This window comes from Roseixanthobacter glucoisosaccharinicivorans, from assembly GCF_043195095.2.
Classification (GTDB): domain Bacteria; phylum Pseudomonadota; class Alphaproteobacteria; order Rhizobiales; family Xanthobacteraceae; genus NCEH01.
In genome coordinates, this window is the sequence record NZ_CM195538.1 from 3,479,912 (window position 1) to 3,494,325 (window position 14,414).

Here is a 14,414-nt window from a genome sequence, read left to right on the forward strand (position 1 = left end):
GCGCGTGGAGGACACCACCCAGCGCTCGGTCGAGCGCGCCTCGCAGGATTCCGCAGCGCTCGCGGCGGCCATGCCCCGCCTTGTGCTGGAGGCCCGCCGCATCGCCTCAAGCGTCCAGCATGGGCTGCACGGCCGCCGGCGGGTGGGGACCGGCGAGAATTTCTGGCAGTACCGCCGCTTCACGGACGGCGAACCGGCGGCGCGGGTGGATTGGCGCCGCTCTGCCCGCGACGATCTCTTGTATGTGCGCGAGCGCGAATGGGAAGCCGCCCACACGGTGTGGATCTGGCCCAATCTCTCACCCTCCATGGACTATGCCTCGCCCCGCCTGCCGCCCAAGCGCGAACGCGCGCTGGTGCTCGCCTTTGCCCTCGCCGATCTGCTGGTGAAGGGCGGCGAGCGCGTGGGCATGCCCAATCTCATGCGCCCCTCCGCCAATCGCCGCATCGTCGAGCGCATGGCGGAAGCGGTGCTCCACTCCCCCGAGCACCCTGCCCTGCCGCCCGCCTTCAATCCCTCCCCGCTGTCCGAAATCGTGCTGCTGGGGGATTTCTGGAGCCCCACAGAGGACGTGACCACGCGCATCCGCCACCTCGCGGGAACCGGCGCCCACGGTCATGTTGTTCAGGTGGTCGATCCAGCGGAGGAGACTTTCCCGTTCTCCGGCCGCGTGGAATTTCACGGCGCGGACGAGGCTCTCTCGCTCACGGTGGGACGCGCGGAAACCTGGCGCGGCGATTATGAGACCCGCCTTGCCGCCCATCGCGCCGCCATCCGCGCGGCAGCGGAAGGCATGGGCTGGGCGTTCGCGGTTCATCGCACCGATCGCCCGGCCAGCGAGATGCTGCTGACCCTGCATTCGCGCATGGGGAGCGGAGAGATTCTCAATCCCGCCCCTGCAAAGGCCGACAGCGCGAGGAGCCCCGCGCCATGATGGGGCTGCCGCTCGCCTTTTCCGCGCCGCTGATCCTCACCGCGTTCCTGGCGCTGCCGCTGCTGTGGTTCGTGCTGCGCGTGGTGCCGCCGAAGCCGCGCGAAATCGTGTTTCCGCCCATCCGCCTGCTGCTCGACATCAAGCCGAAGGAAGAGACACCGGCCCGCACGCCCTGGTGGCTCACCGCGCTTCGGCTGGCGCTGGCGGCGCTGGTGATCTTCGCGGCCGCCGGGCCGATCTGGAACCCGCCCGCCGCCACCCCCTCCGCCAGCGGGCCGATGGTGCTGCTGCTCGACCAGGGCTGGCCCGCCGCCGCCAGCTGGGACGCGCGCAAGGCCGCCGCCGCCGGCTTCATCGACGAGGCGGAAAGCGGCGGGCGCGGGGTCGCGCTCATCCCCACCGCCGACGTGCCGAAGGACGTGACGCTGCTGCGCCCGGGACAAGCGCGCGACAAGCTGCGCTCGCTGGAGCCGGTGCCTTATGCCCCGCCCCGCAAGGAGGCGCTGGCGCTGGCCGGCCGGCATCTCGCCGCCGAGCCCGAGGCGGGCCTGATCTTCATCAGCGACGGCGTGGACCTGAAGGCGGACGAAACCCTCTCTGCCGATCTGGCGGCCCTGAAGCCGGCGCATCCGCCGCTGGTGATTTCCGGCGGCGTCGATGCCCCGCTCGCGCTTGCCGCGCCGGAAAATGCCGCGGGCGCCCTCTCGGTCAAGGTATTGCGCGCGAGCGCCGGTGCCGGCCGCGCGGGACGGGTGGAGGCCCGCGACCTGAAGGGCCTCAGCCTCGGCGAAGCGAATTTCGCCTTCGCGCCCGACGCCACGGAGACCGAGGCGCGGTTCGATCTTCCGGTGGAGATGCGCAATGACATCGCGCGCCTGGAAATCGTCGGCCAGCATTCGGCCGGTGCCGTGCAATTGCTCGACAAGCGCTGGCGCCGCCGCACCGTGGGTGTGGTTTCCGGCGCGAGCACGGACACCAGCCAGCCGCTGCTGGCGCCGACCTATTATCTGTCGCGCGCGCTCGGCCCGTTCGCGGACGTGCGCCTTGCCGACAGCGGCGCGCCGGCAGAGGCGATCAACCGTTTCCTCGACCAGCGGCTGCCGGTGATCGTGCTGACCGACGTGGGCACCATCCCGCCCGCCACACGCACGCGGCTCGCCCGCTTCGTGGAAGACGGCGGGGTGCTGGTGCGCTTTGCTGGCCCGCGCCTCGCCAATGCGCAGGACGACCTGCTGCCGGTCCATCTGCGGCGGGGCGGACGCGTGCTCGGCGGCTCGCTCTCGTGGGAAACGCCGCAGGCGCTCGGCAGCCTCAGCCCCGACGGGCCGTTCCGCGATCTTGCCTTGCCCAACGACGTGGTGGTCACGCGCCAGGTTCTCGCAGAGCCGGACGGCGCGCTCGGCGAGCGCACCTGGGCGGCGCTCAAGGATGGAACGCCCCTCGTGACCGGTGCCCGCTGGGGCAAGGGAGAAATCGTGCTGTTCCACGTCACCGCGGATACGTCCTGGTCCAATCTTCCCCTCTCCGGCACCTTCGTGGAAATGCTGCGCCGCGTGCTCGCACTCGCCGATACCAATGCCCCGCCCGTCGAGCCGGCCACTGCTGGCGCGTCGTTCGGCAGCGCCAGCAGCACGCCCGCGCCCACCGTCGTGCCGCCCAGCCGGGTGCTGGACGGCTTCGGCACCTTCCATCCTCCCGGCGCGACGGCCCGGCCGATCCCCGCCGCCTTCTCCGGCCGCGCCTCTGCCGATCATCCGCCCGGCTTCTATGGCCCGCCGGACGGGCTGATCGCGGTCAACGCCCTTCTGCCGGCAGACCGCCTCGCGCCGCTGGACCTCTCGGCCTTCGGCGGAACGGTGGAACCCTTGCGGGAAAGCGCGCCACACGATCTGCGCGGGCCGATCCTGATCGCCGCTATGGTGCTGCTGCTGCTCGATGCGCTGGCCGTGCTGATGCTCGGGCGCGGCCTGAGCCGGCTCGGTCCGCGTTCGGGCGCAGGCGGGGGGTTGGGCACGCGCGCGGACAAGACCTCCGCGAAAGCGGGCACGGCGGCGCTGCTCGCGTTTCTGGCCGCGTTCGGCGGCCTCGCCCTGGTCGCCCAACCCGGTCCTGCTTTCGCCGCCGATGAGGATTTCGCTTTGAAAGCGACGTCCCAGACGCGCCTTGCCTATGTGCTGACGGGCGACGCGGAAACCGACGAAATCAGCCGCGCCGGGCTCGATGGCCTGACCAATTTCCTCAGCGCGCGCACCGCGCTCCAGGCCGGGCCGACCATGGGCGTGGACATCGCCAAGGACGAACTGGCCTTCTTCCCCCTGCTATATTGGCCCATCCTGCCCAATACCCCGGTGCCCTCCGCCGCCGTGCTGGCGCGCGTGGACGCCTATATGAAGCAGGGCGGCACGGTGATCTTCGACACCCGTGACGCGCTGGAAAGCCCGCAAGGGCCCGGCGCGCCGCTCTCGCCGGCCGCCGCGCGCCTGCGCGAATTGCTGTCCGGCCTCGATATTCCTGAACTTGAGCCGGTGCCGCGCGATCATGTGCTCACCAAGGCCTTCTATCTGCTGAAGGACTTCCCCGGCCGCTTCACCGGAGGCACGACCTGGGTGGAAGCGCTGCCCGCCGCGCAGGATGGCGAGGACCGCCCCGCGCGGGCAGGCGACGGGGTCTCCCCCGTCATCATCACCTCCAACGATCTGGCCGGCGCCTGGGCGGTGGGGCCGGATGGCGACCCGCTGCTGCCGCTCACCCCCGGCGAGCCGCGCCAGCGCGAGTTCGCCTTCCGCACCGGCGCCAATATCGCCATGTATGTGCTGACCGGAAACTACAAGGCGGACCAGGTGCATGTGCCCGCACTGCTGGAGCGGCTGGGGCAATGAGCGCGCTCCTTTCCGTTACGCGCGATGCCATCCCCTCTCCCGCTTGCGGGGAAGGGTTAGCGTGGGGGCCGACCACAGGCCGGAGAAGGCTGGGAAAGAGGAGAGGCTGCATATGCCCCCTCCCCAGCCCTCCCCCGCTTGCGGGGGAGGGAGCCTACCGCGCCCGCCACCTTAAGGACGCCGCATGAGCTACGGCCTCGCCTTCGAACCCTTCGTGTCGCTGCCGATCCTGCTTGCCCTCGCGGTGGCGGCGGTGGTGCTCGCGGGGCTGCTGCTGGCCTCACGCACCCGTGGCGCCGCGTTCCGCGCGCTCGCGCTGCTGGTGGGGCTGCTCGCGCTCGCCAATCCCTCGCTGACGCGCGAGGAGCGTGAGCCGCTCTCCTCCGTGGTCGCCATGGTGGTGGACAAGAGCGCCAGCCAGGATTTCGGCGATCGCAACGCCCAGACCGAAGCGGCCCGCGCCGCGCTCGCCGAGCGCCTCGGCCGCATCCCCAATCTGGAAGTCCGCACCATCGAGGCCGATGCCCGCAACGGCGAGACCGACGGCACGCGCCTGTTCTCCGCCCTCTCGGCGGGCCTGGCGGACGTGCCGCCCGAGCGTGTGGCCGGCGCCGTCCTCATCACCGACGGGCGCGTGCACGACGTGCCGGCGGATGTCGCCGCGCTCGGATTTTCCGCGCCCGTGCATGCGCTGATCACCGGCAAGGCCGGCGAGCGCGACCGGCGTGTCGCCTTCGACAAGGCGCCGCGCTTCGGCATCGTCGGCCAGAAGCAGACCATCACCTTCCGCGTCACCGACGAGGGCGCGCCCGCCGGTGCCCGCGTTCCCGCCACCGTGCGGCGCGACGGCGAGGTCATCGGCACCCCCATCGTCACCGCCGGCCGCACCGCCAGCATGGAGGTGGAAATCACCCATGCGGGGGCGAACATCATCGAGATCGAGGTGCCCCCGCTCGCGGACGAACTGACGCAGGTGAACAACCGCACCGCCGTGTCCATCGACGGCGTGCGCGACAAGCTGCGCGTTCTGCTGGTGTCCGGCGAGCCCAACGTGGGCGAACGCACCTGGCGCAACCTGCTGAAGAGCGACGCCAATGTGGACCTTGTCCACTTCACCATCCTGCGCCCGCCAGAGAAGCAGGACGGCACGCCCATCAACGAACTTTCGCTGATCGCCTTCCCGACGCGGGAGTTGTTTCAGACCAAGATCCGCGACTTCGACCTGATCATCTTCGACCGCTATTCCCAGCAGGGCGTGCTGCCGCAGGTCTATTTCGACAATATCGTCCGCTATGTGCGCGGCGGCGGCGCCGTGCTGGTGGCGGCGGGCACGGACTATGTGGATCCCGGCTCGCTCTACAACACGCCGCTGGAAGCCATCCTGCCCGGCATTCCCACCGGCAACACCACGGAAGCGCCGTTCCGCGCCGCGCTGACCGAGCCCGGCAAGCGCCATCCGGTGACCCGCGCCCTGCCCGGCTCGCAGACCGAGCCGCCGCAATGGAGCCATTTCTTCCGCGTGATCGATTCCAGCGTGCGCTCGGGCACCTCCGTGCTCGCGGCGCCCGGCGACAAGCCGGTGCTGATCCTCGACCGGGTGGGCGAAGGGCGCGTGGCTCTGCTGCTCTCCGATCACATCTGGCTTTGGGCGCGCGGCTATGAGGGCGGCGGCCCCTATATCGACCTTTTGCGCCGCCTCTCCCACTGGCTGATGAAGGAGCCGGACCTGGAGGAAGAGCGCTTGAAGCTCTCCACCTCCGGCCGCGATTTGGTGGTGGAGCGCCAGACCATGGGCGACACCGTGCCGGCGGCCCTCGTCACCCCGCCCACCGGCGCACCGCGCACGCTCACCCTCTCGCAGGTGGAGCCGGGCCTGTGGCGCGCGACCACGCCGGCCGATCAATTGGGCCTGTGGCGCGCCGCCAACGGCACCCTCAACGCTTTGGTGAACATCGGCCCGCTGAACCCGAAGGAATTCGCCGAGGTCACCTCGACCCGCGAGGTGGTGGCGCCGATCTCCGCTGCCACCGGCGGCGGAATCTGGCGCCTCGCCGATCTCAATGGCGGTGTGCCGCGCGTCGTCACCATGAGCACTGGCGAGCGCCTCGCCGGCGAGGACTGGATGGGGCTGCGCACCCGCGACGTCTCGGTGGTGCGCGGCATCGGCCTGTTCCCGCTGTTCGCGGGGCTCTCCGGCCTGCTGCTGATGCTCGGGTTTATTGCGGCGACCTGGGTGCGGGAGGGGCGGTGAGCGGTGGTCCCGAGGCGGTGGCGAAAGACGCAAACCGCCCGCTTGCGGCCCTCCCATCGCGGAGACCGGCGCCGATCAATCCGCTTCGTTCGGCGCTCCCGTGCCCGTTAGATAATAACGATCATCCGCGCCGATCTCGTCGTCGCGCAGATTGGACGGCAAAGGGAAGCCGTAGCCCTTCCAGTCCCCCCAAAAGGCCAGCCGGCCCGGCTCGTCGTGGGCGTTGAAGTAAAGTTCGGTGCCGATCATCTGCATGGCGAGGTACAGCGCCTGCACAGCATCATGGCCGCCCGTCTCCAGGGTGCGCACGCGTTCCGGCCAATGAATTTCGGAGCGGCACGCCCAATAGCCTTGGCGCGGTTCCGGCGCATGGAGGCGCACCGCCACCCGGGTCAATCCGTCCGCTCCTTCTATCTGGAGGATCCGCTCGGCGATGACCATCTCCCTCACCCCCGCACGGCCGCCCGCTCTTCCGCCGCGCGCAGCTTTTCGGCTCGCTTGGTGGCGATGGAGGCGATGATGACTGCGACCGTGACCACACCGATCAGGATCGAGCAGGCGGCGTTGATTTCCGGCGTCACGCCGAGGCGCACCTGGGAATAGATGCGCATGGGCAAGGTGGTCGCCCCAGGCCCGGTGGTGAAGCTCGCGATCACGAGATCGTCCAGCGAGAGCGTGAAGGCCAGCATGAAGCCGGAGAGCACCGCGGGGAGGATCAGCGGCAGAGTGATGGTGAAGAAGGTCTTGAACGGCGGGCAGCCGAGATCGAGTGCGGCTTCCTCCAACGAGCGGTCGAAGGTGACGAGGCGCGATTGCACCACCACCGCCACGAAGCACATGGTGAAGGTGATATGGGCGAGCGTGATGGTCCAGAACCCGCGCTCGAAGCCGATCGCCACAAACAGCAGCAGCAGCGACAGGCCAGTGATGACTTCCGGCATCACGAGCGGCGCATAGGTCATGCCGGAAAACAGCGTGCGGCCGAAGAACCGGCCATAGCGTGTGAGCGCCAGCGCCGCCATGGTGCCGAGCACGGTCGCCGCCATGGAGGAAATGAAGGCCACGCGCAGCGTGACCCAGGCGGCGTCGATGAGCTGCTCGTTCTCAAACAGCGACACGTACCATTGGAAGGAAAAGCCCGCCCACACCGTGACGAGGCGCGAGGCGTTGAAGGAATAGATCACCAGCAGCAGGATCGGGATGTAGAGAAACGCAAACCCCAGAACCAGCGAGGTGACGTTGAACCAGGAGAGGTTCTTGTTCATTTCCCCGCCTCCAATTGGCGCGCCTGGATGTTCTGGTAGATCACGATCGGCACCACCAGCAGCAGAAGCAGCAGCACCGCCACCGCCGAGGACGAGGTCCAGGAGCGGTTGACCGTGAATTCGGTCCAGAGCGATTTGCCGATCATCATGGTGTCGGATCCACCCAACAGGTCGGGAATGACGAACTCGCCCACCGCCGGGATGAAGCACAAAAGCGCCCCCGCGGCGACGCCCGGCAGGGAGAGCGGGAAGGTGATGAGCCAGAATGCCCGCGCCGAGGGGCAGCCGAGATCCTCCGCCGCCTCCAGCAAGGTGGGATCGAGCTTTTCCAGCGCCGAATAGAGTGGCAGCACCATGAAGGGCAGATAGGAATAGACGATGCCGATATAGACCGCGAGATCGGTGTTGAGAATCTCCAGCGGCGTATCAATCACGCCCATGCCCATCAGCGCCTGGTTCAGCAGCCCTTCCGGCGAGAGAATGCCGATCCAGGCATAGACGCGGATCAGGAACGAGGTCCAGAACGGCAGGATCACCAGCATCAGCAGCGTGGGCTGGATCGAGCGCGGCGCCCGCGCCATGGCATAGGCGATGGGATAGCCCACCAGCAGCAGCAGCACGGTGGAGATGGAGGCGATGACCAGGCTGGAGCCGTAGGCGCCGATGAATTCGTTATCGAAGCTCAGCACATAGAAGTAATTGGCGAAGGACAGCTGGGAGACATAATCCTTCAGCCCCGCCCAGCCCTGGGAAGGATCCAGCAGCGGCGTATAGGGGGGCGAGGCGAGGATGTCCTGGGACAGGCTGATCTTCACGACGATCAGGAACGGCACCAGGAACAGCGCGAGCAACCACAGATAGGGGATGGCGATGACGATGAGCCGTCCGCTTCCCTTTTCGCCGGCCATGGGCATGGTGCGTCTCCTTAGCGGGTCAGGACCACGCCGGCGCTCGGCGCGAAGGTGACGAAGACTTTGTCTTCCCAGGAAATCGGCCGCTCCACCACGCGCGACTGGTTGGGCAGCGACACCTTGATGCGCGTGCCGCACGGCAGTTCCACGTGATAGATCGAAAGGTCGCCGAGATAGCCGATGTCCCAGATCTCGCCGGTAAAGCAATTGCGGCTCATGTCGGCCGGGGCGTCCAGCGAGATCCGCATCTTCTCGGGGCGGATGGCGAGCCAGGCGGTGTCGCCGGCCGCCGCCTCCACGCTCTGGGCAATCTCGATCGGCGCCGGCGTGGTGCTGGAGGCGAGGCGCACCTCGCCATTGGCGCAGCTCTCCACCTTGCATTCCAGCATGTTCACGTCGCCGATGAAGTCGGCCACATAGCGTGTGGCGGGCGCTTCATAGATGGTGGAGGGCGGCGCCACCTGCACCAGCACGCCATTGTTCATCACGGCGATGCGGTCGGCGACCGTCATGGCCTCTTCCTGGTCGTGGGTCACGATCAGGAAGGTCATGCCCAGGTCCATCTGCAGGTCCATGAGCTCGAATTGCGTCTCCTCGCGCAGCTTCTTGTCGAGGGCGCCGAGCGGCTCGTCCAGCAGCAGCACTTTTGGACGGGTGGCGAGCGAGCGGGCCAGCGCCACGCGCTGGCGCTGGCCGCCGGATAATTGGTGCGGCTTGCGCTGGGCGAATTTCTCCAGCTTCACCAGCTTCAGCATCTCGGCGACGCGGCCGGCGATCTCGCCCTTGGGCATGCCCAATTGCTTGGGCCCGAAGGCGATGTTGTCGGCGACGCTCATGTGCGGGAACAGCGCGTAGGACTGGAACATCATGTTCACCGGCCGCTTGTAGGGCGGCACGCCGGCGAGATCCTGCCCGGCGAGCAGGACGCGCCCCTCCGTCGGTTCCTCGAAGCCCGCGAGCATGCGCATCAAGGTGGTCTTGCCGCAGCCCGAGGGGCCGAGCAGCGCGAAGAACTCGCGTTCGTAAATGTCGATGCTCACATGGTCGATCGCGGTGAATTCGCCGAAGCGCTTGACCACATTGTCGAACCGGATCAGCGGCGTTGCCGCCGGATCGGCCCAGGGCGCGAAGGCGCGCCGCACCGCGCCGATGGTTTGAGTACGCGCCTTCTCGGTTGCCATCGGCTCCCCCGGTCCGCCCATGTCTGTGCGAAGGCTAGCATCAATCCCGCGCCGCTCAAGTCTTGTGCACGCGCAAAAAACAGAAGAACGGCGCCCAAAGAAACGGCAATCTGACCGAGCGGATCGACCGCCTTCGCTCTCCCCCGCCTGTCCAGCCCGGAGGAAACGATGGCCGGCGGCCCGAACGGTTTTCCGCCGCTTTGTGCCCCGTATGCAAGGTTGACCACAGATCCGATGGCCCATGGGCTTGCACCCTCAGCCGGCTTGTGGCAAGGAACCCCCCACTCGCGGCGGACCACTCCGCCGCCGGTTCGGTTTCGCCACCTGTGCGCGCCATGCGCGTATGGTCCCAAGGCCTCCTCCTCTCGAGGTCGCTTCGGCCGGAACCGCCAGGATGCTGCGGTAGCTCAGTGGTAGAGCACTCCATTGGTAATGGAGAGGTCGAGAGTTCAATCCTCTCTCGCAGCACCATCTCAAAGCGTTGACCCGCCTCAAATCGTTGCGCGACAGGGACCTCAGGCCGCTCCACTGGTACACAGGAGAGCAGCCCGCAATGATCCGGACGTTCGCGATGGAGCGATCCTATTCCGCCGGGCCGGCGTGGGGAGGATTCGGCGCGGTCAGACGCACGGCGGCGTAGCCCATCGCGATCACCACGACGGGGAGCACCACATAGGCATAGAGCCAAAGGCCGGTCATATCAGTCGTTCAAGCACGCTTCGCGCCATGAAACGTAGCACGGCAGCCGCCATCAGCAAAAAATGCTTCCGACAGCGATGAGAACGCCATGGGACGCGGCCCCGGCATTTCCCACCCCATATAGGGACGCCACCGCCGGACCGAAGGCCCCCACCGTCAAACAGGCGGTGGACGCGCGATCCAGCGCATTGGCCGTGAGCTTTGTGCGCTCGTTGTGGATGAGGCTCATCGCGTCACAGATTGATGGTCACGCGCGACGGGTCATGGCGTTAGCCGCGGCAATCAAGCCGCCGGCATTGGTTCTTCGCCGGCCGGCCGGCGGAAACTCCTGCAAGACCGGGCAGGCCTCGCCAACGCGGTGGATGAACATTATGCCGATTGCGCGTCAAAACGGATCCATGAACCCGCTCCGAGCGAGCATTTGCAAAGCCCCGCAAGCCTGACGCAAGCGTACCCGGCCACGATGCAGCATGTTCATTGTGCGCAGTGAGGGTAAATCCATGTTCGCGGTTGGCAAGGGCGGTGCGCAGAGTACCCTCGATGCGATAGAAAATTCGCAGGCGATGATTGAATTTTCGCTGGATGGCAAAATTATTCGCGCCAATGCGAATTTCCTAAAGGCCATCGGCTATTCCGAGAATGAGATCGTCGGCAAGCATCATTCGATGTTTATTGATCCCGCTTATGTTGCTACGCCGCAATATCGTGAATTCTGGGCGGCGCTCGGCCGCGGCGAATTCCAGGCCGCCGAATTCAAGCGGATTGCGAAGGGTGGACGGGAAATCTGGCTTCAAGCCAGCTATAATCCGGTTCTCGACCGCGCCGGCCGCCCGTTCAAGATCGTCAAGCTTGCGACCGATATTACCGCGGAGACGATGAAGAACGCGGATTATCGCGGGCAGATCGACGCCATCTCCAAGTCGCAGGCCATGATCGAGTTCGAGCTGGACGGAAAGATCATCTCCGCGAACCCGAACTTCCTCCATGCGCTCGGTTACCGGCTCGACGAGGTCGTCGGCAAGCATCACAGCATGTTCGTGGAGCCCGCCGAGCGGGCCAGTCCCGAATACCGCGCCTTCTGGGAGGCGCTCGCCCGCGGGCAGTTCCAGAGCGCCGAATATAGGCGCATCGGCAAGGCCGGCAAGATCGTCTGGATCCAGGCGTCCTATAACCCGATCCTCGACGCCAGCGGCAGGCCCTTCAAGGTGGTGAAGTTCGCGACCGACGTCACCGCGGCGGTAAACGAACGGATGCGCCGTGGCGAACTCGTGGTCAACATCGACGCGGACCTTGAGCGCATCTCGACCGCCATTTCGGAAACCAACGACCAGGCGACGATCGCCGCGGCCGCGTCCACGCAGACCTCCAACAATGTCCAGGCCGTGGCCACGGGCGCTGAAGAGATGGCCGCCTCGGTGCGCGAAATCGGAACGCGTGTGACCGAAGCCCACCGGATGTCGGCGCAGGCGGTGCAGCACAGCGAGACCACCACCGGCATCGTGGCCGGGCTGGTGGGCGCGGTGCAAAAAATCGGCGAGGTCACCCGCATCATCACGACCATCGCGGAACAGACCAACCTGCTCGCCCTGAACGCCACGATCGAGGCGGCACGCGCGGGGGAATCCGGGCGCGGCTTCTCCGTGGTGGCGACCGAGGTGAAGAGCCTCGCCTCGCAGACCTCCAAGGCGACCGACGAAATCAGCGTTCAGATCTCCGCCGTGCAGGCGGCGACGCAGGAAGCGGCGAGCGCGATCAACCTGACCTCCGCCACCATCTCGCAGATCAACGAAATCTCCGCTCACATCGCCACCGCGGTGGAGGAGCAATCTTCCGTGACGCGAGAAATGTCGCAGAACATGCAGGTGGCGGCGGGCAGCGTGCAGGGCGTGATGAACAACATGCTCGCCATCGCCAATTCCACCAAGCTGGTCGACGCGGCCGCGCGGCAGGTGCGGGAAGCCTCGCGCGCCATGGTGTGATGCCAGGGCACGCCGGAATGTGTTGCCCCGCGCGCGCCGGTCTCGACGCGCGCGCGGGCGCGAATCACGCGTCCAGCGTCTTGCGGGCGAAACTCTCGATATAGTCCACGAGGCGCGCGGCCGCGGTTTCCGCCGCCTCGGCGTCGCGCCGGGCGATGGCGTCGGCTACGTCCGCATGCAGGCGCGCGGCCAGCGGCAGGTCCGCCACCTGCTTGTAGTGCAGATACCAGAACCGGCGCGAGAGCCCGTGCATCAGGCCCATGGAGCGCATGGCGAACTCATTGCGCGCGGCCTGGGCGATCAATTGGTTGAAGGTGCCGTCGAGGCGCATGAAGGCGATGTCGTCTTCCTCATTGCCGGCCTGGCGCATGGCGGCGGCGATCTGCGCGAATTCGCGCCGCTCGCCCTCGGTGGCGCGCTCGGCGGCGAGGCCCGCCATCAGCTTTTCCAGCACCCGGCGCACTTCCAGCAGGCGCAATTGGGTGCGCAGATTGATTTCCGATACCAGCACGCCGCGCCGCGGCAGCACCACCACCAGCCCGTCGCGCACCAGGCGCTGCAAGGCCTCACGAATCGGCGTGCGGCCGATGCCGAGCCGCTGGGACAGGGCCAGTTCCGACAGCGCCGAGCCGGGCGGGAGCTGAAGCGTGGAGATCAATTCCTCCAGCATGCGATAGGCGCGTTCGGTCAGGCTGGTCTCGTCCCCGGCCTCGGGATCGACCGGGACCGGCGCGGCCGCCGCGAGCAGCGGCTCTGGCTCGGGCGCCGGCGCCGCCTTCACACGCCGCCCGGCAGCACGGGCCGTGCCCACGGGCTCATCCTGCGATGGGAGGGGCGTGCGCTGCGTCGCCTTTTTCGCCATGGACTCTACTCCGTGATGCGTTTGGCCTGTGTCATCACGGACGGTGTCGGTGGTCAAGGCAAGCCCTCCTTTCGCAAGATGGAAATTGCCTCTTGCAGACATTCAAATCATATACTTATGATATGTCAGAACGAAAGACGGGCATAGCCCGCAGGGGAGAAACGCCAAATGAACATCACCCGCCGCGCGCTCATGCGCGGAATTGGGGTCGCTGGCCTTGCCGCCACCGCTCCCGGCATCTTCGCACCCGCCATCGCCCAGGCGAAGCCCGTCCGCATCGGCATCCTCGCGCCCCGCTCCGGTGCCATGGGCACAGTGGGCGAATGCGGCATCCGCGCCGTGCAATGGGCCGCCGAGCGCATGAACAAGGACGGCGGCATCGCCGGCCGGCCGATCGAACTGGTGATCGAGGAGGAAACCTCGCCCAAGGATACGATCGAGCGCTTCCGCCGCCTGGTGCTTCAGGAGAAGGTGGACTGTGTGCAGGGCCTCATTTCCACCGGCGTCAGCCTCGGCGTCGCGCCCACGGCGGAAGAGGAACAGGCGCTCCTCATCATGTGGGACGGCACCACCCAGGACGGCGTGAAGGAGGCCATGCCGAAATCCAACTATGTCTTCCGCTCCACCGACAATGAGTGCGAGGCGGTCATGGCCTCGCTGCTTTCGATCAAATACTTCAAAGGCAAGATCAAGCGCATCGCCGGCATCAATCCGGACTATTCCTACGGCCGCAACAATTGGGAAGCCTTCCAGCAGATCTTGCGCCGTGCCGGCATCGAGGCGGAAGTGGTGGCCGAGCAATGGCCCAAAGTCGGCACCATGGACCTCACCTCCCATGTCGCCGCGCTGAAGGCGGCGAAGCCGGATTTCATCTTCTCCTCCATGCTGTTCGCCGATCTGCCGGTGTTCATGAAGCAGGGCTCGGCCGCCGGTCTGTTCGATGGGGTCAACATCGCGCTTCCCGCCGCCGGCTGGCAGATCAACCAGTTGAAAAAGGAATTCATGCCCGAGAATGTCGTGTTCGGGCACAACACGCTGTATTTCGCCTTGCCCACCGCCTCGCCGCTGCAGAAGGCGTTCGTGGACGATTACATGGGCCGCTACAAGGAAGCGCCCCATTGGGAGGCGGACCGGGCCTATTTCGCCCTCGCCGCCTACAAGGCTGGGGTGGAAGCCGCCAACAAGGCCACCGGCCGCTGGCCCAAGCTCGACGAGATCATCGCCTCCATTCCCGAGCAGAAGGTGCAGAGCCTCGGCGGGCCGGGCCAGTTCCGCAAAGACAAGATCGCCGAGCAGACCTTCTACCAGGGCCTCTCCACCAACAAGAATAATTACGACTTCCCCACCCTCTCCACCGTCGACAGCTTCACGGCCGACCAGCTCCAGAAGCCGCCGGGCGTGGATTTCTGGGATTGGATCAAGACCTCCAAGCTGCCGGTCTGAGGGGCGGGCG

At 67.0% G+C, this 14,414-nt stretch carries 10 protein-coding genes and 1 tRNA gene; 6 read left to right on the forward strand and 5 right to left on the reverse strand.

The window, feature by feature from the left end:
* The first annotated feature begins 4 nt into the window (after positions 1-4).
* From V5F78_RS16165 to V5F78_RS16175, 3 genes are all read left to right on the forward strand, one after another.
* Positions 5-934: a DUF58 domain-containing protein gene (locus tag V5F78_RS16165; protein ID WP_394067082.1), complete on the forward strand. Its 930-nt coding sequence runs from the start codon at positions 5-7 to the stop codon at positions 932-934.
* On the forward strand, positions 931-3,813 hold the full coding sequence (locus tag V5F78_RS16170; protein ID WP_394067084.1) for a DUF4159 domain-containing protein: 2,883 nt from the start codon (positions 931-933) through the stop codon (positions 3,811-3,813). Before V5F78_RS16165 ends, V5F78_RS16170 begins: the two co-directional genes overlap by 4 nt.
* Before the next feature lie 184 nt (positions 3,814-3,997).
* Positions 3,998-6,064, forward strand: a complete 2,067-nt coding sequence (locus V5F78_RS16175; protein WP_394067086.1) for a hypothetical protein — start codon at positions 3,998-4,000, stop codon at positions 6,062-6,064.
* A 75-nt stretch (positions 6,065-6,139) separates the two neighbouring features.
* Here the strand turns inward: V5F78_RS16175 and V5F78_RS16180 are convergent, their stop codons facing one another.
* Genes V5F78_RS16180 through V5F78_RS16195 form a run of 4 tightly spaced genes read right to left on the reverse strand, consistent with a single transcriptional unit; the run spans position 6,140 to position 9,421 of the window.
* Complete coding sequence (locus V5F78_RS16180) at positions 6,140-6,505, reverse strand: DUF6968 family protein (protein WP_394067088.1); 366 nt, start codon at positions 6,503-6,505, stop codon at positions 6,140-6,142.
* Positions 6,506-6,510: 5 nt separating this feature from the next.
* Positions 6,511-7,329, reverse strand: coding sequence for an ABC transporter permease (locus tag V5F78_RS16185; RefSeq protein WP_394067090.1), 819 nt, complete (start codon positions 7,327-7,329; stop codon positions 6,511-6,513).
* Positions 7,326-8,243 (reverse strand): ABC transporter permease, encoded by a 918-nt coding sequence (locus V5F78_RS16190; protein WP_394067092.1) that lies wholly within the window; start codon positions 8,241-8,243, stop codon positions 7,326-7,328. Before V5F78_RS16190 ends, V5F78_RS16185 begins: the two co-directional genes overlap by 4 nt.
* An 11-nt stretch (positions 8,244-8,254) precedes the next feature.
* Complete coding sequence (locus tag V5F78_RS16195) at positions 8,255-9,421, reverse strand: ABC transporter ATP-binding protein (protein WP_394067094.1); 1,167 nt, start codon at positions 9,419-9,421, stop codon at positions 8,255-8,257.
* A 396-nt stretch (positions 9,422-9,817) separates the two neighbouring features.
* Between V5F78_RS16195 and V5F78_RS16200 the strand changes: the two genes are divergently transcribed.
* Positions 9,818-9,892: transfer RNA gene (locus V5F78_RS16200), tRNA-Thr, on the forward strand.
* 728 nt (positions 9,893-10,620) lie between these two features.
* Positions 10,621-12,099, forward strand: coding sequence for a methyl-accepting chemotaxis protein (locus V5F78_RS16205; protein ID WP_394067096.1), 1,479 nt, complete (start codon positions 10,621-10,623; stop codon positions 12,097-12,099).
* 64 nt (positions 12,100-12,163) lie between these two features.
* On the opposite strand, the gene V5F78_RS16210 is transcribed toward V5F78_RS16205, so the two are convergent.
* Positions 12,164-12,910, reverse strand: coding sequence for a GntR family transcriptional regulator (locus V5F78_RS16210; protein WP_394067098.1), 747 nt, complete (start codon positions 12,908-12,910; stop codon positions 12,164-12,166).
* 219 nt (positions 12,911-13,129) lie between these two features.
* Between V5F78_RS16210 and V5F78_RS16215 the strand changes: the two genes are divergently transcribed.
* On the forward strand, positions 13,130-14,404 hold the full coding sequence (locus V5F78_RS16215; protein ID WP_394067100.1) for an ABC transporter substrate-binding protein: 1,275 nt from the start codon (positions 13,130-13,132) through the stop codon (positions 14,402-14,404).
* Positions 14,405-14,414: the final 10 nt, after the last annotated feature.